This window comes from Bradyrhizobium sp. (assembly GCF_004799445.1).
Taxonomy (GTDB): domain Bacteria; phylum Pseudomonadota; class Alphaproteobacteria; order Rhizobiales; family Xanthobacteraceae; genus Bradyrhizobium.
In genome coordinates, this window is sequence record NZ_SSNA01000018.1 from 1 (window position 1) to 25,550 (window position 25,550).

Genomic DNA, 25,550 nt, shown 5'->3' on the forward strand with positions numbered 1-25,550 from the left:
TAGCCGCGAGGATAGAAGCTGTGGTGGTGGTGATGATGGTGGTGGTGGTGGTGGCGATATCGGGGCACGACCACCACGGGCCCATACCGGCGCCAGGCATTATGATGATGATGGTGGTGATGGTGGTGGTAGTATTGCGCAAGCTGGATATTATCACCCGCCGAGGAAACCGGCCCTGATTCATCGACCGCCTGCAGCAGCGCCGCGGCATTGGGAATCGGCTCCAGCAGTTCGGCAAAGGAATTCGCCCTCAACACATCGCTCGGGGCCGGAGTTGGGATCGGTGCGGCTTGCGCGGCGTTGAATGCCCCGAGCGTCGCCATCGCACCCAGAAGTCCAGCGATCTTCTTTTCCATAATCTCTCCTTCAATATCTGACGCCGGGCGCATTACCCGACAGCCGCCAACGCTGGTGGCCGAAAAAGGTTCCGCGACAACCTTGAGTCGGTTTCAGGCCGAAAATGGTTCATCGGCGGCGGTCTGCTTCAGGAATTGCAGTAACCGACGGCTAACTTCACTCGGCTGCTCTTGCTGGACCCAATGTCCGGCGCCCTCGACCAGATGGCAGCCGAGCATGCGGGTGCAGGCGCTTGCCTGCATCGCCTCAAAGACGCCGGGACGCTGATACGTGCCCCAGTCCTGCCGGCCCGAGATGAAGCAGGAGGGCACGTCGATGCTGCGGCCCGACCAGGTTTCGAGCTCGGTAGTGAACAGGCCCGAGGTGCCGCAGCGATACCATTGCAGCCCACCCTGGAAACCGGTGCGTGCATATTCGGCGCTGTAGAAGGCGAGCTCGCGGTCGGGCAGCCATTGATTGGCGGCGATTTGTTCGGTCGAAGGCATTTCCTCCGCGACGGTCTCGGCCATGTTTTTCGCCAGATCCATCACGTAATAGGTCGGCAATCTGGCCAGCTCGCGCGCAGACCATGATTGCAGCGGAGTGGGCTTGTTGTCCTTCCAGTCCGCGCTCTTGTGGTGATAGTAGGCGCGCAGGAAATCATGCACGCCCTGCGGCGCGTGCCACATGTCGGCATTGGCGCCGCGGGTCGAATAGTACCATTGATAATGTTTGCGCGGATGCGGCAGCGCCGCCAGCTCGCGATGGACCGGATCCTCGGCTTTGGGTCGTGGCGGTGCGTCGGCGGTATCGAAGGCGAGCCGCGGCGGCCCTCCGAACGGCGCGCTCATCAGCACGACCGATCGAAACACATCGGGCCGGATCAGCGCGCACCAGGCCGCGACCGAGGCGCCGAAATCATGCCCGACCACGGCGGCGACCGAGTGATAGCCGAAGGCCGACACCAGGCCGAGCGCGTCGCGCACCAGATTGGTGAGCCGGAACGAATTCAGGTCACCGTCGTAACGCGTGTCCCAGCCGGTGGTGCGGCCATAGCCGCGCTGGTCCGGCGCAATCACATGATACCCGGCCTCCGCCAGCCGCGGCATCACCTTGCGCCAACTAAAGGCGAGTTCGGGAAAGCCATGCAGCAACAGCACGCATGGCCGGCCTTTGCTCTCGAAGCCCGCCTCGAGCACATGCATGGAGAGGCCGTTGATGTCTTCGACGAAGCGGGAGCGGATGCCTGATGGGAGAGGGATGTCGGGGAGGGTGGTAGTTTCGTTCATGGCGAATTTATTTCCCCGTCATGGCCGGGCAAAAGCGCCAAGCGCATCTTCGCGCCAGACCTCCCGCCATCCACGTGCTTGCTTGCCAATACGTTGGAAGACGTGGCTGTCCGGCTGCGTAGGCAAGTATACGTAGTCTGCGCAAGGCAGACTACCACGGCCGGGCATGACGGAATGATTGCATTTCGGCTCGCTCTAAACCCTCGCCACCGCCTTCGGCCAGTATTTGTCGCGCAAATGCCGCTTCACCAGCTTGCCGGTCGGCGTGCGCGGCAATTCGGTCGCAAAATCGATGCTGCGCGGGCATTTGATCGGCGACAGATGCTGGCGGCAGAACAGGATCAGCTCGGCTTCCAGCCCCTTGCCCGCTCTTGCTATGTCGTGCGGCTGCACCACCGCCTTGACCTCTTCGCCCATCTCCTCGTTCGGCACGCCGAACACCGCAACGTCGGCAACATCAGCGTGGGTGATCAGCACATCCTCGGTCTCCTGCGGATAAATGTTCACGCCGCCGGAAATGATCGTGTAGGACTTGCGATCGGTGAGATAGAGATAGCCCTCGTCATCGAGATAGCCGACGTCGCCGAGCGTCGACCAGCCCTTGGCGTTGTAGGCGCGCTTCGTCTTCTCGGGATCGTTGTGATAGGAAAACACCGGCGCATCCGCAAAATACACCGTGCCGATCTGCCCCGCCGGCAATTCCTGATCGTTCTCGTCGAGGATTTTGACCTTGCCGACCACCGCGCGGCCGACAGTGCCGCGATGCGTCAGCCATTGCTGCGACGTCGATACGGTGACGCCGTTGCCTTCGGAACCGGCGTAATACTCGATCAGGATTGGACCCCACCATTCGATCATCTTGGCCTTGACGTCGATCGGACAGGGCGCGGCGGCGTGGATCGCGCCCTTCAGCGACGAAACGTCGTAGCGCTTGCGCACCTCGTCCGGCAGCTTCAGCATGCGCACGAACATGGTCGGCACCAGCTGCGACTGGGTGATCTTGTGCTTCTCGACCAGTTTCAGGAAATCTTCGGCGTTGAAGGATTCCATGATGATCGAGGTGCCCCCTAGCGTGATCGCCATCATGTTGAAGCGCAGGGGAGCTGCGTGATAGAGCGGCGCCGGCGACAGATAGATGCTGCCGGCGTTCATCCCGCACATGTCGGCGCAGAGAATTTTCAGGAACGGATTCGGCAGGTCGATCGGGTTGTGCTCCGACTCCCGCTTGATGCCCTTGGGGCGGCCGGTGGTGCCCGACGAATACAGCATGTCATAGCCGGCCTCTTGATCCGGGATCGGCGTGGTCGGCTGCTTCGCCAGTTCCTTGTCCCATGAGCGGAAACCCGGCAGCGGCTCGTCGATCATGTAGAACAGCGGCGCGTCCGGGGCGTTCGAGACCAGCCCTTTGATTTGCTCGGCGCATTTCGGGGAGGTGATGACGACCCGCGCGCCGCAGTCCTTGACGATGTAGCCGATTTCGTCCTGGGTGAGGTAACGGCTGATCGCGGTGTAATACAGTCCGCTGCGCTGCGCCGCCCAGCAGATTTCCATGAACTCCAGCCGGTTCTCGATCAGGAATGCGATGTGATCGCCGGCCTTCAGGCCAAGCGAGCGGATCAGATGCGCGCCCTGGTTCGACAATTCGTCGAGCTGGCGATAGGTGATCGCCTTGCCGGTGCCGGCCATCTGATAGGCGACCTTGCTTGGTTGGGTGCGGGCGTGAATCGACGGATGGGTCATGGGAGTTTCCTTGAGCGAGTAGCGAGTGTGAACGGCGAATAGCGGGCAGCGAATAGAAGGACGTTAGTCCGTATCCATTTGTTACTTGCTACTCGCCAATCGCCTCTCTTTTTTACAGCCGCTCCACGATCGTCACATTGGCCATGCCGCCGCCCTCGCACATGGTTTGCAGGCCGTAGCGCTTGTTGCGCTGCTTCAGCGCGTTCACCAGCGTGGTCATCAGCTTGGTGCCGGAGCAGCCCAAGGGGTGCCCGAGCGCAATGGCGCCGCCGTTGACATTGAGTTTGGCGGGGTCGGCACCGGTAGTCTTGAGCCACGCCGTCGGCACCGATGCAAAGGCCTCGTTGACTTCGAACAGGTCGATATCATCGATTTCCATGCCGGCCTTCTTCAGGGCGCGCTCGGTGGCATGCAGCGGCGCGTCCAGCATGATGACGGGATCGCCGCCCATCATGGTCATGTGGTGGATCCGCGCCATCGGTGCGATGCCGAGCGACTTCAGGCCTCTTTCGTTGACGACCATCACGCCGGAGGCGCCGTCGCAGATCTGGCTGGCGCTGGCGGCGGTGAGCTTGCCGTTCTCGGCGATCAGTTTGACGCCTTTGATGCCGTCGAGACTGGCGTCGAAGCGAATGCCCTCGTCGACGGAATGGGTGTCGCTCGAACCGTCCGCGCGGATGATAGGCAGTGGAATGATCTCGTCCTTGAACCTGCCGCCTTGCGTCGCGGCGATCGCGCGTTGGTGGCTGCCATAGGCGAACTCGTCGAGCTGGTCTTTGGACAGGCCGTATTTCTCCGCCATCATTTCCGCGCCGGTAAACTGGCTGAACTGGATGTGGGGATAACGCTTCTCGATGTTGGGGCTCTTGTAGTGACCAAAGCCGTTCTTCGCCGGCAGTGAGGAAGCAAGACCCATCGGCACCCGCGTCATTGCCTCGACGCCGGCGGCGATCACGACATCCATGGTTCCGGACATCACCGCCTGCGCCGCGAAATGCAACGCCTGTTGCGAGGAGCCGCATTGACGGTCGATCGAGGTACCCGGCACGCTCTCCGGCAGTTTTGAAGCCATGATGGCGTTGCGCGCGATATTGTTGGATTGCTCGCCGACCTGCATGACGCAGCCCATGATCACGTCCTCGACCTGGTCGGGTGCCGCACCGGAGCGTTGCACCAGCGCATCCAGCACGGAGGCCGCGAGATCCGCCGGATGCCAGCCGGCGAGTCGGCCTCCCTTGCGGCCGCCAGCGGTACGCGCGGCGGCTACGATATAAGCCTCGGCCATGGGCGTTCTCCCTGAGGTTTGTCGATAAGGCTGATGAGTGACCGGGCCGGATTTAAGTGTCGCCAATGGATTTAGTCAATCAATCAATTAACTCTTGAGTGAGGCCGCGCCATCGGGTTAGCTGCGCCCGATATCTCCGGGCAGGGCAGGTCATGGGATCACAGTTGAATACCGGCGTAACGCTTGCGCCTGCGAGGAGCAGCACGGCCGAGAAGCTGCTGGTCGCGGCGAGCGAACTGATGATCGAACGCTCGTCGATCGAGGTGTCGTTGAGCGACATCGCGCAGAAATCCGGCGTCAATGCCGCGCTGGTGAAATATCATTTCGGCAACAAGGACGGCCTGCTGCTGGGGCTGTTGGCGCGCGATGCCGCGACCGAAATGGCGCAGCTCGAATATCTGCTAGCGCAGCCGATTAGGCCCACCGCGAAACTGAAGCTGCATATCGCCGGCATCATCCGGGCGTATCACCAGTTCCCCTATATGAACCGGCTGATCCACTATCTGCTGCATGAAAGCAGCGCGGAGGCCGCCGACGAGGTTTCAAAATTCTTTGTCGCGCCGTTGCTCGACTTCCACCGACGCCTGCTCGCGGAAGGCATCAAATGCGGGGAGTTTCGCAAGATCGATCCGGTGCTGTTCTACACCAGTCTGATCGGCGCCTGTGACCATCTGTTCTTCGCCCGGCACGCGATGTCGCGCGCCACTGGCGTCGGACCGGTCACCGAGGAAGTCTGCCGCCAATACATCCGGCACATGGAAGCGCTGATATGCGGCGGCATGCTGACGACGGGAACGGGCGAGTAGCGAATGGAAAGTGGCGAATAGATAACATGACGTCTCTGTCGGTTTTCTATTGGCTACTTCGTATTCGCCATTCGTCACTTAAGAGAAACGCCCAGGGAGAGGGTTTATCATGCAGTTGAAAGACATTGCCGTTCTCATTACCGGCGGCGGATCCGGTCTTGGTGCCGCGACCGCGCGTGCCATGGCCGCCAAAGGTGCTCGCGTCGCGGTGCTCGATCAGAGCAAGGAGAATGCCGAGAAGGTCGCGGCTGAGGTGAAAGGCATTGCCGTCGTCGCCGACGTCACCGATGAGGAGCAGGTCAAGGCCGCCATCGCCAGGGCCGAGGCAGCCCATGGCATCGCGCGGGTGCTGGTGAACTGCGCCGGCATCGGCGGATCGCAGCGCATCGTCGGCAAGGACGGCGTCTATCCGCTGGCCAAGTTCGCGCGCATCATCAACGTCAACCTGATCGGCACGTTCAACGTGCTGCGGCTGTTTGCCGAGCGACTGCTGACCGAAGCTCCGGTTGGAGAAGAGCGCGGCGTCATCGTCAACACCGCCAGCGTCGCGGCCTATGAAGGTCAGATCGGCCAGATCGCCTATTCGGCCTCCAAGGGAGGCATCGTCGGTCTTACTTTGCCGGCGGCGCGCGATCTCGCCCAGCACAAGATCCGCGTCAACACCATCGCGCCCGGCCTGTTCCTGACGCCGCTGTTGATGGGATTGAGCGAGGAAGCACGCACGAGCCTGGGCGCGCAGGTGCCGCATCCGGCACGCCTCGGCGATGCCAGCGAGTACGGCAACCTCGCGGTCCATATCGTCGAGAACGCGATGCTCAACGGCGAGACGATCCGTCTCGACGGCGCCATTCGCATGGCGCCGAGGTAGTTGTTTTCAGCCTCTCACCTTGTGGGAGAGGGCACAGCAATCGGCGCCGCACAGTTTTAGCAAAGGTAGTCCACCGCCATGAATTTCGATTTCTCCGATGAACAGAAGCAGCTCCGCGACGAAGCGCGGAAATTTCTCGCCGAGAAGTGTCCGCCCAAGGCGGTGCGCGCCGTCCTTGACGGCAACGCGCCATATGACCGGGAATTGTGGAAGGGCCTCGCCGGCATGGGCTTCCTCGGTGTCGCGGTCCCGGAAGCCTATGGCGGCGCAGGTGCCGGACATCTCGAACTCTGCGTGATCGCCGAGGAAATGGGCCGCGCGCTGGCGCCGGTGCCATTCTCCTCGACCGTCTATTTGGCGGCGGAAGCCCTGCTGATCGCCGGAAGCGAGGCGCAAAAACAGAAATGGCTTCCCTTGATCGCGGGGGGCTACGCGATCGGCACGCTCGCGCTGTTCGAAGGCAAGGGCAATCCGTCGCCGGAAGGGATAAAACTCCTGGCGTCCGGCAACAGTCTCAGCGGCGTAAAAAAGCCGGTGCCGGACGGCGCGATCGCCGATTTTGTCATTGTTGCCGCCCGCACCGGCTCCACGGGGCGCGACAGCGACATCTCGTTGTTCCTGGTCGATATGAAGGCCGGCGGTGTTGAGGCCAAAACGCTGACCAATGTCGATCCGTCGCGCGGCCAGGCCGAACTCATCTTCAGGAATTGCAAGGCGGAGCCGCTCGGTGCCGCCACTGAAGGCTGGAGCCTTGTTTCGCAGGTGCTGGACCGCGCCGCGGTGCTGCTGGCCTTCGAGCAGGTCGGCGGCGCCGACCGCGCGCTGGAAATGGGCCGTGACTATGCGCTCGACCGTATCGCCTTCGGCCGGCCGATCGGCTCGTTCCAGGCGGTGAAGCACATGCTGGCCGACATGTACGTCTCGGCGACGCTGGCGCGGTCGAATTGCTACTACGGCGCCTGGGCGCTCTCGACCAACGCCTCGGAACTGCCGGAGGCTGCCGCGGCGGCCCGCATCAGCGCGACGCAGGCGTTCCAGCATTGCGCCAAGAACAACATCCAGGTCCATGGCGGCATGGGGTTCACCTGGGAGTTCGACTGCCATCTGTATTACCGCCGCGCAAACGCAACGGCGCTGTCGCTCGGCTCGCTTTCCTATTGGGAAGACGCACTGATCGACCGGATGCGGAAGCGGAATGCGGCTTAATTACCGTGTCCCGGACGCGGTGCAGCGTGCAACGCTGCTCCGCAGAGCCGGGACCCAAGCGGGTCAAATTTAGTGGACCCCGGATCAGCAGCGCACCGCTTCGCGCTGCGCAGCATCCGGGGAACGTATCGAGAGAGAGAAACGCCAATGAATTTCGACGACACCCCGCAGGAGGCCGCGTTCCGCAGCCAGGCGAAGGCCTGGATCGCCGCCAACGCGCCGAAGCAATATGAGGAGGAACTGAAAAAGTCCTCGCTCGGCCGCACCGAGCTCAAGGGCGCCAACATCCTTGAGGCCGCAAAGGCCTGGCAGAAGCGGAAGGCTGAAGCCGGCTGGGCCTGTCTGCACTGGCCGAAGGAATATGGCGGGCGGGGCGCGACGCCGATGGAGCGCGTGATCTGGCAACAGGAGGAAGGCCCGTTCGGCAAGCTTAGCTACGTGTTCATCATCGGTCATGGCATGTGCGGGCCCACCATGATGGCATTTGCCAGCGAAGACCACAAACGCCGTTATCTGCCGCCTTTGGCGTCAGGCGAAAACATCTGGTGCCAGCTGTTCTCCGAACCCGCCGGGGGATCCGACGTCGCGGGCCTGCGCACCCGCGCGGAGAAACACGGCGACGACTGGGTCATCAACGGCCAGAAGATCTGGACCTCAGGCGCGCACTATTCCGACTATGGCATCCTGCTGACGCGCACCGATCCCACGGTGCCCAAGCACAAGGGCCTCACCATGTTCTTCCTGGACATGAAGAGCCCCGGCGTCGAGATCAAACCGATCAAGCAGGCGAACGGGCAGTCCGATTTCAACGAGGTCTATTTCACCGATGTGAAAATCCCCGACACCCAGCGGCTGGGAGCCGTCAACGACGGCTGGAACGTGTCGCTCACCACTTTGATGAACGAGCGGATGTCGATCGGCGCCGGCGTTGCAACCGGCTTCCCCGAATTGTTCGAGTTCTGCAGCAATCTGATGCTGGAGGATGGGCTGGCGATCGATGACCGCAACGTTCGACCGAAACTCGCCAACTGGGCGGTGCGCGCCAGCGGCCTCAAATACACCAGCATGCGCGCGATCTCGGCGCTGTCGAAAGGCGAGCGCCCGGGGCCGGAGAATTCGATCGGCAAGCTGGTCGCGGGATCGATGATCCAGGATATCGCGGCCTTTGCGCTGGATTTGCAAGGTGCGGCGGGTGTGCTGAGCGGGCCCGAGGATGCCGAAGCCAACGGCAAATTTCAGGCGATGCTGTTGCGCGCGCCCGGCACCCGCGTCGAAGGCGGCACCGACGAGATCATGCGCAACATCATCGCCGAGCGCGTGCTTGGTTTGCCCGGCGACATCAGGGTCGACAAGGACGTGCCGTTCAACAAGATACCGACCAAGGGTCGGGGTTAACGAGTCGTCATTCCGGGGCGAGGCGAAGCCTCGAACCCGGAATCCAGAAGTTATCGATCGAGATTCCGGGTTCGCGCTCCGCGCGCCCCTGACGGAAGAGAGGGAGCGCTCAATGAATTTCGATGACACCCCGCAGGAAGCGGCGTTCCGCGCTGAGGTGCGCCGATGGATCGGCGCCAACGCGCCCAGGGAATTCGAGGCGGAGCTTTCCAAGGCTTCGCTCGGCCGGATCAAGTTGAAGAAGCACGACATCGTCGAGGTGGCAAAAGCCTGGCAGAGGAAGAAGTCCGAGGGCGGCTGGGTGTGCCTGAACTGGCCCAGGGAGTATGGCGGGCGCGGCGCCACGGCGGTCGAACGCGTGATCTGGCAGCAGGAGGAGGGCGTCTACTTCAAGCTCACCCACCCGTTCCAGATCGGCGAAGGCATGTGCGGGCCGACGCTGATGGCTTACGGCAGCGAGGCCGACAAACGGCGCTATCTGCCGAAGATCGCCTCGGGCGAGGAAATCTGGTGCCAGCTGTTCTCGGAGCCGTCAGGCGGATCCGACGTGGCCGGTCTGCGCACCCGCGCGGAAGCCGACGGTGACCATTGGATCATCAACGGCCAGAAGATCTGGACCTCCGGTGCGCATTATTCGGACTACGGCATCCTGATCACCCGCACCGACCCCAACGTGCCCAAGCACAAGGGCCTGACCATGTTCTACATCGACATGAAGAGCGCGGGCGTCGAGGTGAGACCGATCAAGCAGGCCAACGGCATGCAGGAATTCAACGAGGTGTTTTTCACCAACCTGCGCATTTCGGACGAGCAGCGGCTTGGCGCGGTCGGCGACGGCTGGAACGTGTCGCTGACGACGCTGATGAACGAGCGCATGACGATCGGGGCCCGGCTCGCGACCGGCTTCTCCGAGCTGTTCGATTTCTGCTGCAACCTGATGACCGAGGACGGACTTGCCATCGACGATCACGCCACGCGTTCGAAACTCGCCAACTGGGCGGTGAAAAACAGCGGCCTGAAATACACCAGCATGCGGGCAATCTCGGCGCTGTCCAAAGGCGAGCGTCCGGGACCGGAAAACTCGATCGGCAAGCTGGTCGCGGGCTCGATGCTGCAGGATATCGCGATGTATGCGATGGATCTGCAGGGTGCGAGCGGCATGCTGACCGATCCGGATGCCGCCGAGGCCGCCGGTCAGTTCCAGGCCATGCTGATGTCGTCGCCTTCGACACGTATCGCCGGCGGGACCGACGAGATCCTCCGCAACATCATCGCCGAACGGGTGCTGGGATTGCCAGGCGACATCCGCGTCGACAAGGATGTGCCATTCAACAAGATCCCGACCAGGGGAAGGTAGTTCGTGTCCCGGACGCGGTGCAGCGCTTTTTGCGCTGCTCCGCAGAGCCGGGACCCAAAGACGGCTATAGATGGACCCGGCTGCAGCGCACCGCTTCGCGCTGCGCTGCAGCCGGGGTACGAAACCCTATTCACGAGAAAGCTTAGCCATGACATCCGTCTCCGCAAATCAAGAACAAGAACCAATCGAGGTTCTCGAAACCCTGCTGGGCGAACGCTTTTCCTGCCGCGCGTTCAAGCCCGACCCGGTGCCGCGCGCTACAATCGAGCGTATTTTGACCGCGGCGCAGAAGACCGCGTCATGGTGCAACAGCCAGCCGTGGCGGCTCGAGATCACGTCCGGCGCCGCGACCAAGAAATTCCGCGATCTGATGTATGGGACAGCCTCCAGCGACCAGCCGAATAGCGGCGACTTTCCTTTCCCGCGCGAATATCGCGGGGTCTATCTGGAGCGGCGGCGCGAAAGCGGCTTTCAGCTCTACAACTCGCTCGGCATCCCGCGCGGCGACAAGATGGGTTACGCCAAACAGGCGCTGGAGAATTTCAACTTCTTCGGCGCGCCGCAGGTCGCCATCGTGCATACCGACGAGGCGCTCGGCGTCTACGGCGCGATCGACTGCGGCGGCTATGTCACGAGCTTCATGCTGGCGGCGCAGGCGCTCGGCGTCGCCACCATCCCGCAGGCGGCGCTGGCGTTTCATTCCGAAGTGGTGCGCCGGCATTTCGGCCTCGGTGACGACCGCCGGGTGGTGTGCGGCATCTCGTTCGGATATCCCGACCGCGCGCACAAGGCCAACAGCTACCGCACCACGCGCGCGAGCATCGCCGATACTGTCACCTTCGTGGACGAATAGAGTAACAAGGAAAACCCCGACCGCCTTTTTCTTCCCTTCTCCCCTTGAAGGAAAGGGCGACGTCCCTCGCAAGTCTGCCGAGAATCTAGAATTTCGGCGGCCGCTTTTCCGAAAACGCCCTGATGCCTTCCTTGATCTCGGCGCCGCGCATGCTTTCGCGATGGCGGCGGTCGGCGGCCTCCTCGTCGAGCTTGCCGCGCGCGAATTCATTGATGGTCCGCTTCATGCCGCGCATCGCGGCCGGCGCATTGCCGGCAAGAATGGCGGCGAGCCTGTCGACCTCTTCGTCGAGCGCCTCGGCCGGCACCATCGCGGTGAGATAGCCGATCCGCAACATCTCCGCTGCGCCGATCTTTTCGGCGGTCAGGAACAGTTTCTTGGCATTGTCGGCACCAAGCCGCGCCACGTAGCGTGCGATGCCGCTTTTGTAATAATGCAATCCAAGGCGCGCCGCCGGCATGAACATTTCGCTAGTGTCGATGCCGATGCGGAAGTCGCAGGCCAGTGCCAGATCGGTCGATCCGCCATAGACGCCGCCATTGAGCCGGCAGATGCTGGGAACGCCGATATCCTCCAGCCGGTTGACGACGGCTTCGAACGCGGATCCGGCGCTGCTCTGTTCAACGGTGCTGACGGCGCGCTCGGCGACCGAGTTGAGGTCGTAGCCGGCGCTGAAGGCGCGGCCGGTGCCGGTGAGCACCATTACCCGAATGGCGGGATCGGCCTCGATCCGGTCAAACAGTTTCAGCAGGACGTCGAGATCGTCCGCCTGCAGCCGATTCAGATGTTTCGGCCGATTGAGGCGGATGGTGGCGCGTGCGCCGTTGAGTTCGAGCACCGGCGGGCTTGCGGCGCTTTCGGCTTCGGACATGGTTTTCTCCGCTATTTATTTTCCAGAACGCGCCGCCTGGCTTCGGCATCGATCGTCTCGGCGAGATCGGGATGCCGGGCCATCAGCAAGCGGAAGTCCACGAGATCGAGCACCAACAGCTTCGATACCCGCGTCGTGGTGATGTTGGCCGAGCGCAGGTTGTTGCCGAGCAGCGCCATTTCGCCGAAGAATGCGCCGGCTCCCAGCGTCACCTTCTTGCCCGGCAAATCGACCTCGACCTCGCCGGCGGCGATGAAATACATGCAGTCGCCGGCGTGGCCCTTGCGGATGATCGTGGTGCGCGCCGGAAGGTCTATCGTGCGCAGCATGCCGGTGACGTCGGCGATCGCCGCAGGTCCAAGGGCGGCAAAGAACGGCACCTTGCTCACCGACTCCCAGGTCTTCAGGAAATTGTCGCGGCGGGTTTCGGCCGCAAAGCCGGTGGCGAGGATACCGGTCCAGAGCCCGAACACGCCAAGGCCGCAGATCATGACCACCGCCGCGACCAGCCGACCGAGCGGGGTGATCGGCACCACATCGCCATATCCGGTCGTGGTCAGGGTCGCGACCGCCCACCATAGGGACGCGGGCACGCTGCTGAAGCCGGCCGGCTGCACGTCGCGCTCCAGAAAATATTCCGCCACCGAGGCCAGGAACAGGACCATCAGGAAGATCACCAGCACGCTCAACAGCGGTCCGGATTCCAGTACCAGCACCCGGCGCAGTTGCCGCAAGCCGGGAATCCCAGGTACAACCTTGAGTACCCAGAGCACGCCAAATAGCCATGCGGATTTGGGGTCCACGCCAAGCATCATGGCGAGCGGCACGGCGATCGCCGCGACCGCATCCACCAGCCCCCGCAAGGATAACGCGTAAGCCCAGCCGCGACCGGTCTGAAAGGCATGGCGAAGCCGGATCACCCATTCGAAGACGAAAAAAGCCAGGCACGCCCACAGCACGGCGTCGATGCCGCGATGCGCTGCCTCGTAGACGGGATCGACCGTGAGCAGAATCGTCATCGCGACGCCGGAGGCGACGGCGACAGAGGCCGGCCTAGTCATATTGCGGCCGGTGGTTGCGACCGCAAATTGCGCAAGGGCAGGGAAAACAAGCGGCTTGGACATCGGGAGGCGGGCGCCTGTCGCTGGAAAATACCTGATCCGGCCGTCTTGGGCGTGGCCGGTCCGACAAAGTGCCCGCGCGGGGGAAGGCCGTCAACGAGGTGCGGAAAACAGCGTTATCGCGCCGGGGCTGAATGGACCCATCGGCGGCCTATCTGACCGGTCCCGGACGCAGCAGGCTCGGGATCTCGCCGTACCTGAACCATGGCGTATCGCCGTTGGGCCACACTTGGTGTTTTTCGAGTTCCGTGCAGGTGCATTCTCGGCCGGGAGATGTCATAAAAGGTCAATGCCGGTTCGATTGGCCCGGCTTCAAGAAGAACTTGCGCTGAACGCCTTCATTTCAGTGCCATTACAGTCTAGCGAGGGCGTCAGCTTGTCGTTTCCCCCCATGTCCGCGTCGGTTCCGGTAGGCGCGCTTCTCGGATGGATGCTGCTGCTAACCGTCAAGCATGTCATTGCCGATTTTGTCCTGCAGACGTCCTGGATGGCCATCGGCAAGGACCAGAAGACCGGATGGGCGCTGCCGCTGCTGGCCCACTGCCTCGTGCATCTTGCGGTTGCAATGACGCTGATCCTGATCGTCGCGCCGCAGTTCTGGTTTGTCGCCCTGATCGATTTTGCCATTCACATCACGGTCGACCGCGCCAAGGGGTTTTGCGCAGCGAGGTTTGGCGTGACCCAGGAGCACCAGCATCCCTGGTTCTGGACGCTGATCGGGGTGGATCAGGCGCTGCATCACCTGACCGGTTTTGGTCTTTCGATATTCATGGCCGCGAACGGTTGATCGGGCCTGCTTGGGGATTTGCATCCCGGATAGACACGCTCAGACGGCGTGGTCCGACATCCCGTTCGATCGGCGTCCAACCCAGTCTTTCGTAATAGGCCGACAACGTCGCCCGCGCACATAGATAGGTGCGACCAAAGCCCAGCGCGAAGCAGTCCCGCGTTGCCTGGTTGACCAGCGCGCCGCCAACGCCGCGCCGGCGCGCTTCCGGCTCGACCCACACTGCGGCGATCCAGGGCGTCCATTGCGGACGCTCGGCGAGATCGGACGCGATGACGGAGGCGGTGCCGAGAAACGCCTCGCCATCATGGGCCACCAGCGCGAATGGAAGGGGATTCGCGTTGAGATTTTCATCGCGCAGGCGCCCGGAGATAAGACTGAGGGGATGGCCGGAATCTCTCCACCACGCTTGCCACACGCGGTCGGCCACCGTGTCGATAAATTGCGGACACTGTCGCAGGTCGGAGATGGTGAACGTCGGGGACATGGTTTGAGGTACCTTGAAGAATGAACGTTGGCGAGCGCCTTGGCGCTACTTCGTCCTTCCCTGCGGGATTCGGGGCCAGCCATCGGGTGGCGATGGCTGGCCGGATGCTGGCAACCGCGCTTGAGGCCGAATCACGGCCGCGCTGCCCGATCAGGCCATCGCGTGCAAGCTATCCGTACGACTACCGGGTGCCGTGGTTAACCTTTCGTTAGAGGATTGCACGGCATCTTGCGGAAAGGGAGAACTGCAATGTTTTCAAGCCGCGACGCCTTCGAGAACGATTTCTGCCCGGTCCGAGATGAATTGCTCGGTGAGATGTATCGCGCCAACGAAAACGGCTTGCCGCAGCTCGTGGCGAGCGTTTCCTCCGATGTTCGGGCCATGCTGGCGCTGTTCTGCTATCGCAGGAGCCACCTTCATTCGCTGGCGCTTTCGATCGCCGCAAGCTGCAGCGAACGCGAACTGATCCAGTTGGGCGGACGGGTCGGCTCTACTCTTTACGCGCTATCCCGCGAACCAGCCGCGCGTGGCATGCCGTCATCGTCCTATGGCAACCGCAAGCCGATCACGCTGTCCACCAGGCCGCTCTCCACCTTCGCGCCGGTCGATGACGAACTCGACGAAGATTTCGCCGAGGCCGTGTCGGCATAATCACCATAGCAGTCGTCCGTGCGAACGCAGGGACCCATAGCCACCATATTCAATTGTTTTAGAAGCGTCCGCCACGCCGCGTTGTTGATGGATCACGCGGTATGGGTCCCTGCGTTCGCAGGGACGACGCCACGGAGAAATCACGCCAGAGCCGGTAGTCCATGCCGTCGCCGCGCCATGGCGCATTCGACGTCGCCGGGCATGCAGGTGCGGCACACCTCGGGGCGAACCGCATAAATCGCGCACGAGGTCTTGACCCCGATCCGGCCTGACAGCGCCGAGCAGCGATCGCCGTCGCAGCGCATTCCCGATTGTCTTTGGTTGACGAATTTTCCCGGAATGAGATCGAGCGCAGCGTCGTCCTCGGTCGTGAATCGCGGCCAGTTCTGCGAATACGAGCAACAGGCCCCGCACGCCTGGCAGGGGCCTTCGGCATCGATGGCGGGTTCGGTTAGTTCCATGTCCGGGGGTTTAGCGCGGAACGGCGTGATCGGCCAGTTGGTTGCGGCACATGCGTCAGATATCGCTCGGATGCTCCCAAACCAGGCTCCTTCGCCACTTTGCCCTGAGCAGGTCGCGCCGTTCGGGATATTTTTCGTCGAGATACGAGGCGTCGACGACGCGGTCGGTTCGAAAACTGCGAAAGTCCCGGCGCAGCTCGCACCATGCGGCCAGAATCCGCACGGCTTCGTGATAGCCGATGGCGATCGGCCAGATCGTGCGCTCGCTGTCACGGCCCTGTTCGTCCCGATAACGCAGCGTGATTTTCTTTCCCTCGTGAATCTGCGTCCGCGTCCGCGCCATGTCGATGCGGTCCAGCTCCTTGCGCGAGCCCGGGCGGGCGCGGCTGGCGGGCTCGAGCACAAAGGGCCGCAAACGCTCAGGCACGGTGTCGGCGATTTTCGCGATCAGATCCTGGGCGGCGCGGGACAAGACGGCATCGGCATGGCCGGCGACCCATTGCGCGCCGAGCACGGCCGCCTCGATCTCATCGGGGGTGAGCATCAAAGGCGGCAGGTCGAAACCCTTCTCCAGAATGTAGCCCATGCCGGCCTCACCGCGGATCGGCACGCGCTGTTCCATCAGGGTTGCGATGTCGCGATAGATCGTCCGCTTCGAGGTTTCCAGCTCGGCGGCGATCGCGTCTGCCGTCAGCGGTTTTCGGGTGCGCCGGAGCACCTGGATGATCTGGAACAGACGGTCGGCGCGTCTCATGGGCGTCTCTTCTGTCTCTTTATGGCGGGTCGCCATCCGATGCTGACAGCATGTTGGCAGCAGGTGGCAAGTATAACGGGACAACACTCCAACCAAGAGGATTTTGTCGATGATCATTCTCTACGGCCTCGACCTCTGGACAACGATGTCGCCGCTGCTGACACCACGGTGGCAGCAGGGGATGGCTAGCCTGAAACGCCTGCTCAGGAAATCGGGAGCGCTCAATTGATCACGCTTTATGGATTTGGCCCCGGCTTCGGCTTGCCGGAGATCAGCCCTTTTGTCTCCAAGACCGAGGTCCAGCTGAAGATGGCCGGCCTTTCCTATCGCAAGGAAAGGGCGAAGCCGACGGCCTCTCCCAAAGGGCAACTACCGTTCATCGACGACGCCGGCGAAAGCATCGCCGATTCCACCTTCATCCGCGCGCATATCGAAGCCAAATATGGATTCGATTTCGATGCGCCGCTGAGTTTGCAGGCCCGTGCGCAAGCCTGGGCGTTCGAGCGAATGATCGAACATCACCTCTATTGGGCGCTGGTCGGTGCGCGCTGGATCGATCCGGAGAATTTTGCCAAGGGACCGACGCATTTCTTCGATGCCGCGCCGGAGCATTTGCGCGAGAAACTTCGCGAGGACGCGCAATTCCGCGTTGCCGAGAATTACCTCCTGAGCGGGCTTGGGCGTCACGCCCCGGACGAGGACATCGACCTTGCGGTTCGCTCGTTGTTTGCGCTGTCGGTGCAACTCGGGGACAAGCCGTTTTTGATGGGGGATGCGCCCTGCGGCACCGACGCCACCGCCTTCGGTACGTTGGCCGGAATCCTGACGCCGTTCTTCACCTCACAGCTGCGGCAGCGAGCCGAACAATTCGGAAATCTCACGGCCTATGTCGACCGGATGATGCTGCAGTACTATCCGGACTTCGCCTGGACACCGCTGCGACAGGCCGCGTGAGGCTTATCGGGTCGCTGCAGGCGACGTCGTCGCAAAGCTGTTGCCGGCCCCGCGTTCGCGGGGCACGACAATGGTATTGTAGGATTTTGCTTAATCACGACGAGACCGTGCCCCTCAACGCCGCCAGCTCCGCCTCCAGTTCGGCGATCCGTGCATCACTTGAGGCCAGTGCCGCCGCGACATCGGCGGCATCGAATTTTTGCGGAATATGCTGCGGGCAATTGGTATCCCACGCGGAAATCCTGAACAGGATCACCTGTTCGGGGCGGGCCTTGTAGCCCTGCGGCATCAGCGATTGCAAAAGCGCGGGATCGTCCTCGACGATGCGCGCCTCGCCCCAGATCTTGACCCGGCGGCGATGGGCGTAATCCATCACGAAGATGTACGTTTTCGGGTTTTCCGAGAGGTTGCCTTGGGTGATATATTGCCGGTTGCCGCTGTAATCGGCGAACGCCAGGGTAGTTTTGTCCAGCATCCTGATGAAGCCCTTTGGTCCGCCGCGATGCTGGATGTAGGGCTGTCCATCGGCGGAAGCGGTCGCGAAATACAGGCTGTTGGCTTGCGCCAGAAACGCAGCGAGGTTGTCGTCGATCTCGGTGCGCCAGCCGCCGCGCGCCTCGACATGGGCATAGGCATCGCGTGATCCCTTGCGGGTCTGGATGGCCTTCACGGCCGGGGTGAACGCAACGTCGCTGGAATAGGTCTGGGTGTCTGACATCGGAATTCTCCAGGTCTTGTCGTAAGTCCCCTGGGCGACAATCCGCCCTTCTCGCCAGCCAAAATGGGCCTTTTCAAAATTTGAACAATCTACTAGATTTACACTTCATAATTGCAATATATGAAATAATAACATGGATCGCATCGACGCCATGCAGGCCTTTGTCGCGGTGGCCGACCTTCAGGGTTTTGCACCGGCGGCACGCAAACTCGGCCTGTCGCCGTCGGGCGTGACGCGGCTGATCGCGGCGCTGGAGGATCGTCTCGGCGCGCGGCTGCTGCAGCGGACCACCCGGTCGGTAGCGCTGACCGATGTCGGCGCGCGCTATCTGCAGCGGGCGCGAGCAATCCTCGCCGATGTCGAGGAGGCCGAAGGATCCGTGCAGGACGAACGCTCGCGGCCAAGCGGGCGGCTGGTGGTCTCGGCGCCGATCGGATTCGGTCGCCTCCACGTCAGTCCGGTGATGTCGGAATATCTGAAGCGCTATCCCGAGGTTTCCTGCGAACTGCGGCTGTCGGATCGCGTGATCAACCTGGTGGAAGATGGCGTCGACCTCGCGGTCAGGATTGGCCATCTCGCCGATTCCAGCCTGGTGGCGCGCCATGTCGGCGAGATGCGGCGCATTGTGGTCGCCTCATCTGACTATCTCAAATCGCATGGCGAGCCCGTGACACCCGAGGCCGTCGCATCCCATCAAACCATTCAGTTCGGCGCGGCGACCGCGTCGCGCGACTGGCGCTTTGTCAGGGAAGGCCGCGAGGTTCGCGTTGCGCCAATGCCGCGCTTTGCCACCAACAGCGCCGATGCAGCGATTCAATATGCCGCGCAGGGCGGCGGCCTGACCCGGGTGATGTTTTATCAGGCGGCCTCCGCGCTCAAGGCCGGCCGGCTGAAAATCGTGCTGGCGAAGTTCGAGCAGCCGGCCGTGCCGATCCACATCGTCTATCCGACTTCGCGGATGTTGTCGGCGAAGGTGCGCACCTTCATCGATCTCGTCGTCGATATCAGCGACTGGCATTTTGGTGTGCGGTAATCTATCGAACATGCCCCGGATGCTGCGCAGCACGCGGCTCTTGCGGCGTGGTGCGCTGCTGATCCGGGGTCGATGCGAGTGCCGCGATGGGTCCCGGCTGTGCGGAGCAGCACGAAGAGCGCTGCACCGCGTCTGGGACACGAACCGGATGAGTGCGTGCGCTCACTCCTGCTTCTTCACCACCCGAAATGTTCCATTCGCCCGCGCGATCACGGCGTCGTCGGCCGTCACAAGACACTGCGCGAAGCACAGCGTGCCGCCGGTCTTGATCACGTCGGTCTCGACCGCGAGCCATTGCCCGATCTGGGCGCTGTTGATGAAATCGATCGACATGCTGACCGTCACCAGCGAACAGGCGCCGCGCATTTTGTGGGCGCAACTGTGCCCCATGGCTTTATCGGTCAGCGCGGCTATCAAGCCGCCATGGACGAACCCGCGCGCGTTGGTATGCGGCGTGGCCAGCCGAAGTCCAAGCACGATCGCATCCGGCGTTTGCTTGGAATAGATCGGCTCCCAGGGATCGGTGAGGGGACTACGCCGGGTTTGGCGCGCAAAGCCGTCGGGAATGTCGGCAGCGGTCATCCGAACGTTCTTTCATTGGCGATAGACGGCATTGAACGCGATCCCAACGCGAATTGCACCGCCTACAAAGTTTAAAACAGGATTTGAGTTTTCGCGCAAAACGAGGTGGCCATATCGTGATTGCGAGGAGTGCAAGCGACAAAGCAATCCATTGGCGCCGGGGCTTCCGGATTGCTTCGCGGAGCCTGTCATCGGGCGCGCGTTCGCGCGACCCGTTGGCTCGCAATGACGTCGCAAAATCCCCTAGTACGGCAGGCCGACGTAGTTTTCCGCCAGTGAGGCCGACGCCGCTTTCGAAGCGACAAGATAATCCAGTTCGGCGAGCTGGATTCGGGCGCCGATGGTTCCGGTGTCCGGAAACTTATGCAGGATCGAGGTCATCCACCAGGAGAAGCGAACCGCCTTCCAGACCCGCGCCAGTGCTTTTTCGGAATAATGGTCGATCCCGGCTGCGGATTTCTCGATGTAATATTCGCGCAGCGCGACCGCGAGGTAATACGCGTCGCTGGCGGCGAGGTTCAGCCCCTTGGCGCCGGTCGGTGGCACGATATGGGCGGCGTCGCCGGCCAGAAACATCCGCCCGAACCGCATCGGCTCGGCGACGAAACTGCGCAAGGGCGCGATGCTTTTTTCGATCGAGGGGCCGGTGACGAGCTTGTCCGCCGTCTCCTGATCCAGCCTTAGCTTCAATTCGTCCCAGAACCTGTCATCCGGCCATTGATCGATGTGATCGTCGAGACTGCACTGCACGTAGTGGCGGCTGCGGTGCGTCGAGCGCATGGTGCAAAGGGCAAATCCCCTCGCGTGGTTGGAATAGATCAGCTCATGGCTGACCGGCGGGGTCTCCGACAGAATCCCGAGCCAGCCGAACGGGTAGACCCGCTCAAACGTCTCGATCGCGGAAGGCTTCACGCTGGCGCGGCTGACGCCATGGAATCCGTCGCACCCGGCGATGAAGTCGCAGGCGATCTCGTGGCTGGTGCCATCCTTGACATAGGTGACACGCGGATGATCGGTGTCGAAATCGTGCGGCTTGACGTCGGCGGCTTCATAGATTGTGGTCAGCCCGGCCGCGTGCCGCGCATTCATCAGGTCGAGTGTTACTTCGGTCTGGCCGTAGATCATCACCGTCTTGCCGGTGGCGGCCTTCAGGTCGATCCGGTGGCGGCTGCCCGCGAAGGCGAGCTCGATGCCGCCATGGACCAGGCCCTCGCGGTGGGCGCGCGCGCCGCCGCCCACTTCGTCCAGCAGTGCGACCGTTCCTTCTTCGAGAAGGCCGGCGCGAATGCGGCCGAGCACATAGTCCGGCGTCTGGCGTTCCAGAATAACGTTGTCGATTCCGTAAGCGTGAAGCAGTTGCCCCAACAGCAATCCCGCCGGCCCTGCGCCAATGATTGCTACTTTTGTCCGCAACACTTGCCCCCCTGATTATTATAGGCTTGAACTTGTCCGCGCGGACGTGGCCGGGCGTACTTGCCATGATAATTATATCATATAACAATATCTGCAAAGGGCCATCGAAGCCCTGCTGTCGGAAGGGGAGAAAATGTCGATGAGGAAGACGCTCCTGGCGCTGCTGTTGGCCGCCAGCATGACGCCCGCGTTTGCGCAGGAAAAAACCTTCGAACTGAAACTGTCGCACTGGGTGCCGGCCTCGCATCCGCTGCAGAAGGCGCTGGAGGACTGGGGCGCCGCGGTCGAGAAGGAATCCGGCGGCACGATCAAGTACAAGGTCTATCCCGCGCAGCAGCTCGGCAAGGCCTTCGACCACTACGACATGGCGCGCGACGGTATCGCCGATGTCACTTACATCAACCCGGGCTATCAGCCCGGCCGCTTCCCGATCATCGGCGCCGGCGAACTTCCGTTCCTGATGTCGGACGCCAAGGGCGGCTCGATGGGGCTCGATGCCTGGTACCGGAAATACGCCGAGAAGGAGATGAAGGATGTCAAGTTCTGCCTCGCCTTCATCCATGCACCGTCGTCGTTCCACTCGCGCACCAAGAAGATACTCGTACCCGACGACGTCAAGGGCATGAAGATCCGCCCCGCCGACGCCACCATCGCCAATTTCGTGACCCTGCTCGGCGGCACCAACGTGCAGTCCTCGGCGCCGGAAGTCCGCGACATCATCGAGCGCGGCGTTGCCGACGCCGTAACCTTCCCGTGGGGATCGCTGGTTTTGTTCGGCATCGACAAGGTGACCAAATACCAGATGGACGCGCCGCTCTACGTCACGACATTCGCCTTCGTCATGAACAAGGACAAGTACAGCCAGATGTCCGACCGGCAGAAAAAGGCGATCGACGACAACTGCAATACCGAAGCCGCCGGCCGTGTCGGCGAACCCTGGGGCAAGTTCGAAGACGCCGGCCTCGACAAGGTGAAGGCGGAGGCGGGTCAGGAAGTCTACGCACTGACTGTAGAGCAGACCGCGCTGTGGAAGAAGGCGTCCGAGCCGCTGATCAAGACCTGGGCCGACAGCGTCAGGAAGGCCGGGACCGATCCGGACCCGGCGATGGCTGAGCTGCGGGCTTCTCTCGCCAAGTACAACGCCTTGACCCAGTAGAAACCCTCTGGATATTTTCACGGCGGTAGAGATGCTTTCCGCCGCCGTGCCCTCGCCTTGCAGTCCCGAAAGCCGTGTGGAGCGGAAATGAAGCGCGCGTCTATGGATCGTTTGATCGATACGATCGAATGGATTGCGGCCGGCTTTGTCGGCATTGTCGCCGCCAACATCTTCATCTCGGTTCTCTTGCGCAATCTCTTCAGTTATTCGATCCCCGACTCCTTCGATATCGGGCGCCTGATGCTCGGCATCCTGATCTTCTGGGGTATCGCCGCCACCAGCTATCGCGGCACCCACATCACCGTCGACCTGATCTGGGGCAATGTCGGCCCGAAATACCAGCGCCTGATCGACGTGTTCGCGACGCTGGTGCTGCTGTTCGTGGTGACGGTGCAGACCTGGACGCTGTTCGACAAGGTGCGCGGCACCTATAACGACAATGTCACGACATTCGACATGCACATGCCGACCTGGCCGTTCTTCGCGGTCGCGTGGGCCGGCGACGTCTCCGCGGTGCTTCTGATCGCGATCCGGACTTACCGGCTGATCTTCCACCCCGAAGAGATGCACGATCCCAAGATCGCGGGCACGGAGTGAGCGCGGCATGAGCACCGATGCCGTCGCCGTGCTGGGGTTCGTGGCGCTGTTCGCGCTGATGTTGCTGCGCGTGCCGGTCGGCATGGCGATGGGACTGGTCGGCGTCTCGGGCTTTGGCTATCTGGTCGGCGGCACGCCGGCGCTCAAACTGGTCGGCCAGACCTCAATGCGCACGGTGACCGACTACACCTTCGGCGTCATCCCGATGTTCCTCTTGATGGGGACCTTCGTCAGCAATTCCGGCATGAGCCGCGATCTATTCCGCGCCGCCAACGGCTTCGTCGGACATTTGCGCGGCGGCCTCGGGATTGCCACGGTCGCGGCTTGCGGCGGCTTTGCCGCGATCTGCGGTTCGTCGGTGGCAACGGCGGCGACGTTTTCGGCGGTGGCCTACCCGGAAATGCGCCGTTTCGGCTATCCGCAGTCCTTTGCCACCGGCGTGATCGCGGCCGGCGGCACGCTGGGCGCCATGCTGCCGCCTTCGACGGTGCTCGCGGTCTACGGCATCATTACCGAGCAGGATATCGGCAAGCTGTTCATGGCCGGCATCATTCCCGGCCTGCTCGCGATGACCATGTACATGATTACCATCGCGCTGATCGGCTATTTCCGGCCGGGCTTTCTGCCGACCGGCGCGCTAACCACATGGCGCGAGCGCTTCGCCGGGCTGAAGGAGATCTGGGCGCCGGTAGTGCTGTTCGTGTTTGTCATTGGCGGACTTTACGGCCTGCCGTTCCTGCCGCGCTTCACCCCGACCGAAGCCGGCGGCGTCGGCGCCACCGGCGCCTTCCTGATCGGCGTGCTCACCGGACGATTGGACAGGGACAAGATCCTCGCCTCGCTGTTGCAGGCGACCCGCACCGCGGCCGCCGTGTTCACGGTGCTGATCGGCGCCTTGATCTTCGGGTATTTCCTCACGGTGACGCAGACCCCGCAAAAGGTCACGGAATTCCTCACCGGACTCGGGCTGGGCAGTTACGGCGTGCTCGCCGTCATCATGGTGATGTATCTGGTGCTCGGCTGCCTGATGGACGCGATGGCGATGATCATTTTGACGGTGCCGATCATCTTTCCGGTGATCTCCCAGCTCGGCTTCGACCCGATCTGGTTCGGCGTCATCATCGTCATGACGGTAGAACTCGGCCTGATCCATCCGCCGGTCGGAATGAACGTCTTTGTAATCAAGAGCGTCGTCAAGGACGTGTCCTTCACCACGATCTTCAAGGGGGTGATTCCGTTCGTGGCGACGGATATCGTTCGGCTGGTCATTCTGATTGCATTTCCGTTGCTGGCGACCTGGTTGCCGCAACACATGATGGTTCGCTAATCCTCTTTCTCGCGAGCAAGAAGGATCCGGGTGATTCATGGAACCTGTGCTTCAAACCAGATACGTCTTCACCATCACCGCCCACATCGGCAGCGTGACTTCGGCCGGCGACATCGGCACCGGCGTGCGCCGGATCATCCCGATCACCGGCGGCGAGGTGAAGGGCCAGGACGTCAACGGCCAGATCTGCGCCTTCGGCGCGGACTTCCAGATCATCCGGCCCAATGAGCTGATCGAGCTGGAGGCGAAATACGCGTTTGCGACCGACGACGGCGCGGTGATCTATGTCGAGAACAGGGGCATCCGCTGCGGACCGGTGGAGCTGCTGCAGAGGCTGAAACGCGGCGAGCCGGTCGACCCGAAACTGATCTATTTCCGCACCGTGCCGAAATTCGAGACGGGCAGCGAAAAATACCGCTGGTTGATGGAAAGCCTGTTTGTCGGCTCGGCCGCGCGCCACGCCGACCGCGTCGTCGTCGACGTGCACCAGGTCTTGTGAGGTGTCACCCGTCGCGGGTCGTCCCGGCGAACGCCGGGACCCATACCCCTGTGGCTGTTCAGTTTGGCCCGGTAGGCGACGTCTTCTGCAACAATTGGCCTCTGTGGTTATGGGTCCCGGCGTTCGCCGGGACGACGAGGAGTTGTTGACACCCTCCTCATTAGTTATAAAATATAACTATTCTCCACTGGAACAATAAACCCATGGGAAACGCCACCTCCACCGCGACCGGTCCATGCGACCTGCTCAAAATCGAGCAGTCGGGCGCGGTGCTCACCGTGGGTCTCAACCGCCCGGCCAAGCGCAATGCGCTGAACGACGGCATCATTCTTGCGATCCAGGATTGCTTTTCGAATCTTCCGGAAGGGACAGGCGCCGTGGTGATCCACGGCATCGGCGATCACTTCTCGTCGGGTCTCGATCTGTCGGAACTGACCGAGCACGATGCGACCGATGGCCTGCGGCATTCGCAGATGTGGCATCGGGTGTTCGATCGCATTCAATATAGCCCCGTCCCGGTCATCGCCGCGCTTCGCGGCGCGGTGATCGGCGGCGGGCTGGAACTCGCCTGTGCCGCGCATATTCGCGTCGCCGAGCCCAGCGCCTATTTCGCGCTGCCCGAGGGCCAGCGCGGCATCTTCGTCGGCGGCGGCGGATCGGTGCGCCTGCCGCGCCTGATCGGCGTCAGCCGGATGACCGACATGATGCTCACCGGGCGGGTTTATTCGGCGACCGAGGGTGCGGCCTATGGTTTTGCGCAGTATCTTGTCGGGGAGGGCGAGGCGCTGGCCAAGGCGATGGAACTGGCCGCTCGGATCGCGAATAACGCGCCGCTGACGAATTTCGCGGTGCTGCAGGCGTTGCCGATGATCGCCGAGGCCAATCCGCAAACCGGCCTCTTGATGGAGTCCCTGATGGCTACCGTGGCGCAGAGCGACAAGGAGGCCAAGCTGCGGATCCGTGCGTTCCTCGATCGCAAGACCGCCAAGGTAAAGCCCACGTAA

27 protein-coding genes are annotated in these 25,550 nt (G+C 62.4%); 15 read left to right on the top strand and 12 right to left on the bottom strand.

What is annotated here, in order from left to right:
- The 4 genes from E8A46_RS01455 to E8A46_RS01470 form a co-directional block, all read right to left on the bottom strand.
- Positions 1-356, bottom strand: a 356-nt coding sequence (locus E8A46_RS01455; protein WP_291556458.1) for a hypothetical protein, incomplete at its 3' end; no start/stop codon positions are given.
- Between the two features lie 93 nt (positions 357-449).
- Positions 450-1,625 carry an alpha/beta hydrolase gene (locus E8A46_RS01460; RefSeq protein ID WP_291556460.1) on the bottom strand — a complete coding sequence of 392 codons (1,176 nt, stop codon included), beginning with the start codon at positions 1,623-1,625 and terminating at the stop codon, positions 450-452.
- 195 nt (positions 1,626-1,820) lie between these two features.
- The gene (locus E8A46_RS01465) at positions 1,821-3,365 is read right to left on the bottom strand and encodes an acyl-CoA synthetase (protein ID WP_291556462.1); all 1,545 of its coding nucleotides are present in this window, start codon (positions 3,363-3,365) and stop codon (positions 1,821-1,823) included.
- A 112-nt stretch (positions 3,366-3,477) separates the two neighbouring features.
- Entirely contained in the window at positions 3,478-4,650 is a 1,173-nt protein-coding gene (locus tag E8A46_RS01470) for an acetyl-CoA C-acetyltransferase (RefSeq protein WP_291556465.1), read from the bottom strand.
- 152 nt (positions 4,651-4,802) lie between these two features.
- Between E8A46_RS01470 and E8A46_RS01475 the strand changes: the two genes are divergently transcribed.
- From E8A46_RS01475 to E8A46_RS01500, 6 genes are all read left to right on the top strand, one after another.
- Positions 4,803-5,456: a TetR family transcriptional regulator gene (locus E8A46_RS01475; RefSeq protein ID WP_291556467.1), complete on the top strand. Its 654-nt coding sequence runs from the start codon at positions 4,803-4,805 to the stop codon at positions 5,454-5,456.
- 109 nt (positions 5,457-5,565) lie between these two features.
- Positions 5,566-6,324, top strand: coding sequence for an SDR family NAD(P)-dependent oxidoreductase (locus E8A46_RS01480; protein WP_291556469.1), 759 nt, complete (start codon positions 5,566-5,568; stop codon positions 6,322-6,324).
- Positions 6,325-6,402: 78 nt separating this feature from the next.
- Complete coding sequence (locus E8A46_RS01485; protein ID WP_291556471.1) at positions 6,403-7,530, top strand: acyl-CoA dehydrogenase family protein; 1,128 nt, start codon at positions 6,403-6,405, stop codon at positions 7,528-7,530.
- A 147-nt stretch (positions 7,531-7,677) separates the two neighbouring features.
- Complete coding sequence (locus E8A46_RS01490; RefSeq protein WP_291556473.1) at positions 7,678-8,925, top strand: acyl-CoA dehydrogenase; 1,248 nt, start codon at positions 7,678-7,680, stop codon at positions 8,923-8,925.
- Between the two features lie 112 nt (positions 8,926-9,037).
- Positions 9,038-10,282, top strand: coding sequence for an acyl-CoA dehydrogenase (locus tag E8A46_RS01495; RefSeq protein WP_291556475.1), 1,245 nt, complete (start codon positions 9,038-9,040; stop codon positions 10,280-10,282).
- A 148-nt stretch (positions 10,283-10,430) separates the two neighbouring features.
- Positions 10,431-11,135 (top strand): nitroreductase, encoded by a 705-nt coding sequence (locus tag E8A46_RS01500; RefSeq protein WP_291556477.1) that lies wholly within the window; start codon positions 10,431-10,433, stop codon positions 11,133-11,135.
- An 85-nt stretch (positions 11,136-11,220) separates the two neighbouring features.
- Here E8A46_RS01500 and E8A46_RS01505 read toward each other — a convergent pair whose 3' ends face one another.
- Both E8A46_RS01505 and E8A46_RS01510 read right to left on the bottom strand, forming a co-directional pair.
- A complete protein-coding gene (locus tag E8A46_RS01505; protein WP_291556479.1) occupies positions 11,221-12,006 on the bottom strand; it encodes an enoyl-CoA hydratase/isomerase family protein in 786 nt (261 codons plus the stop codon).
- An 11-nt stretch (positions 12,007-12,017) separates the two neighbouring features.
- Complete coding sequence (locus tag E8A46_RS01510; RefSeq protein WP_291556481.1) at positions 12,018-13,130, bottom strand: cyclic nucleotide-gated ion channel; 1,113 nt, start codon at positions 13,128-13,130, stop codon at positions 12,018-12,020.
- A gap of 427 nt (positions 13,131-13,557) precedes the next feature.
- Between E8A46_RS01510 and E8A46_RS01515 the strand changes: the two genes are divergently transcribed.
- Complete coding sequence (locus E8A46_RS01515) at positions 13,558-13,914, top strand: DUF3307 domain-containing protein (RefSeq protein WP_291556569.1); 357 nt, start codon at positions 13,558-13,560, stop codon at positions 13,912-13,914.
- Here the strand turns inward: E8A46_RS01515 and E8A46_RS01520 are convergent.
- Positions 13,895-14,401: a GNAT family N-acetyltransferase gene (locus E8A46_RS01520; RefSeq protein ID WP_291556483.1), complete on the bottom strand. Its 507-nt coding sequence runs from the start codon at positions 14,399-14,401 to the stop codon at positions 13,895-13,897. The two genes, E8A46_RS01515 and E8A46_RS01520, sit on opposite strands and share 20 nt — an antisense overlap.
- Positions 14,402-14,650: 249 nt before the next feature.
- On the opposite strand from E8A46_RS01520, the gene E8A46_RS01525 reads away from it, so the two are divergent.
- Positions 14,651-15,052, top strand: coding sequence for a hypothetical protein (locus tag E8A46_RS01525; protein WP_291556485.1), 402 nt, complete (start codon positions 14,651-14,653; stop codon positions 15,050-15,052).
- Positions 15,053-15,192: 140 nt separating this feature from the next.
- Here the strand turns inward: E8A46_RS01525 and E8A46_RS01530 are convergent, their stop codons facing one another.
- Positions 15,193-15,513 (bottom strand): YkgJ family cysteine cluster protein, encoded by a 321-nt coding sequence (locus E8A46_RS01530; RefSeq protein ID WP_291556487.1) that lies wholly within the window; start codon positions 15,511-15,513, stop codon positions 15,193-15,195.
- 55 nt (positions 15,514-15,568) lie between these two features.
- The gene (locus E8A46_RS01535) at positions 15,569-16,267 is read right to left on the bottom strand and encodes a YafY family protein (protein WP_291556571.1); all 699 of its coding nucleotides are present in this window, start codon (positions 16,265-16,267) and stop codon (positions 15,569-15,571) included.
- A gap of 225 nt (positions 16,268-16,492) precedes the next feature.
- Here E8A46_RS01535 and E8A46_RS01540 point away from each other — a divergent pair, with 225 nt between their 5' ends.
- Positions 16,493-17,221: a glutathione S-transferase family protein gene (locus tag E8A46_RS01540; protein ID WP_291556489.1), complete on the top strand. Its 729-nt coding sequence runs from the start codon at positions 16,493-16,495 to the stop codon at positions 17,219-17,221.
- Positions 17,222-17,315: 94 nt separating this feature from the next.
- Here E8A46_RS01540 and E8A46_RS01545 read toward each other — a convergent pair whose 3' ends face one another.
- Positions 17,316-17,939, bottom strand: a complete 624-nt coding sequence (locus E8A46_RS01545) for a pyridoxamine 5'-phosphate oxidase family protein (protein WP_291556491.1) — start codon at positions 17,937-17,939, stop codon at positions 17,316-17,318.
- Positions 17,940-18,072: 133 nt separating this feature from the next.
- Here E8A46_RS01545 and E8A46_RS01550 point away from each other — a divergent pair, with 133 nt between their 5' ends.
- Positions 18,073-18,972, top strand: a complete 900-nt coding sequence (locus tag E8A46_RS01550; RefSeq protein WP_291556493.1) for a LysR family transcriptional regulator — start codon at positions 18,073-18,075, stop codon at positions 18,970-18,972.
- A 162-nt stretch (positions 18,973-19,134) separates the two neighbouring features.
- Here E8A46_RS01550 and E8A46_RS01555 read toward each other — a convergent pair whose 3' ends face one another.
- Together E8A46_RS01555 and pobA are read right to left on the bottom strand one after the other, a co-directional pair.
- Positions 19,135-19,554, bottom strand: a complete 420-nt coding sequence (locus E8A46_RS01555; RefSeq protein WP_291556495.1) for a PaaI family thioesterase — start codon at positions 19,552-19,554, stop codon at positions 19,135-19,137.
- 243 nt (positions 19,555-19,797) lie between these two features.
- Entirely contained in the window at positions 19,798-20,967 is a 1,170-nt protein-coding gene (pobA, locus tag E8A46_RS01560; RefSeq protein ID WP_291556497.1) for a 4-hydroxybenzoate 3-monooxygenase, read from the bottom strand.
- Positions 20,968-21,106: 139 nt separating this feature from the next.
- Between pobA and E8A46_RS01565 the strand changes: the two genes are divergently transcribed.
- The 5 genes from E8A46_RS01565 (at position 21,107) to E8A46_RS01585 (ending at position 25,550) form a co-directional block, all read left to right on the top strand.
- Positions 21,107-22,123: a TRAP transporter substrate-binding protein gene (locus E8A46_RS01565; protein WP_291556499.1), complete on the top strand. Its 1,017-nt coding sequence runs from the start codon at positions 21,107-21,109 to the stop codon at positions 22,121-22,123.
- An 87-nt stretch (positions 22,124-22,210) separates the two neighbouring features.
- Positions 22,211-22,720 (top strand): TRAP transporter small permease, encoded by a 510-nt coding sequence (locus tag E8A46_RS01570; RefSeq protein WP_291556501.1) that lies wholly within the window; start codon positions 22,211-22,213, stop codon positions 22,718-22,720.
- Between the two features lie 7 nt (positions 22,721-22,727).
- A complete protein-coding gene (locus tag E8A46_RS01575; RefSeq protein ID WP_291556503.1) occupies positions 22,728-24,047 on the top strand; it encodes a TRAP transporter permease in 1,320 nt (439 codons plus the stop codon).
- 37 nt (positions 24,048-24,084) lie between these two features.
- Positions 24,085-24,546 (top strand): DUF3237 domain-containing protein, encoded by a 462-nt coding sequence (locus tag E8A46_RS01580; protein ID WP_291556505.1) that lies wholly within the window; start codon positions 24,085-24,087, stop codon positions 24,544-24,546.
- Positions 24,547-24,749: 203 nt separating this feature from the next.
- A complete protein-coding gene (locus tag E8A46_RS01585; protein ID WP_291556507.1) occupies positions 24,750-25,550 on the top strand; it encodes a crotonase/enoyl-CoA hydratase family protein in 801 nt (266 codons plus the stop codon).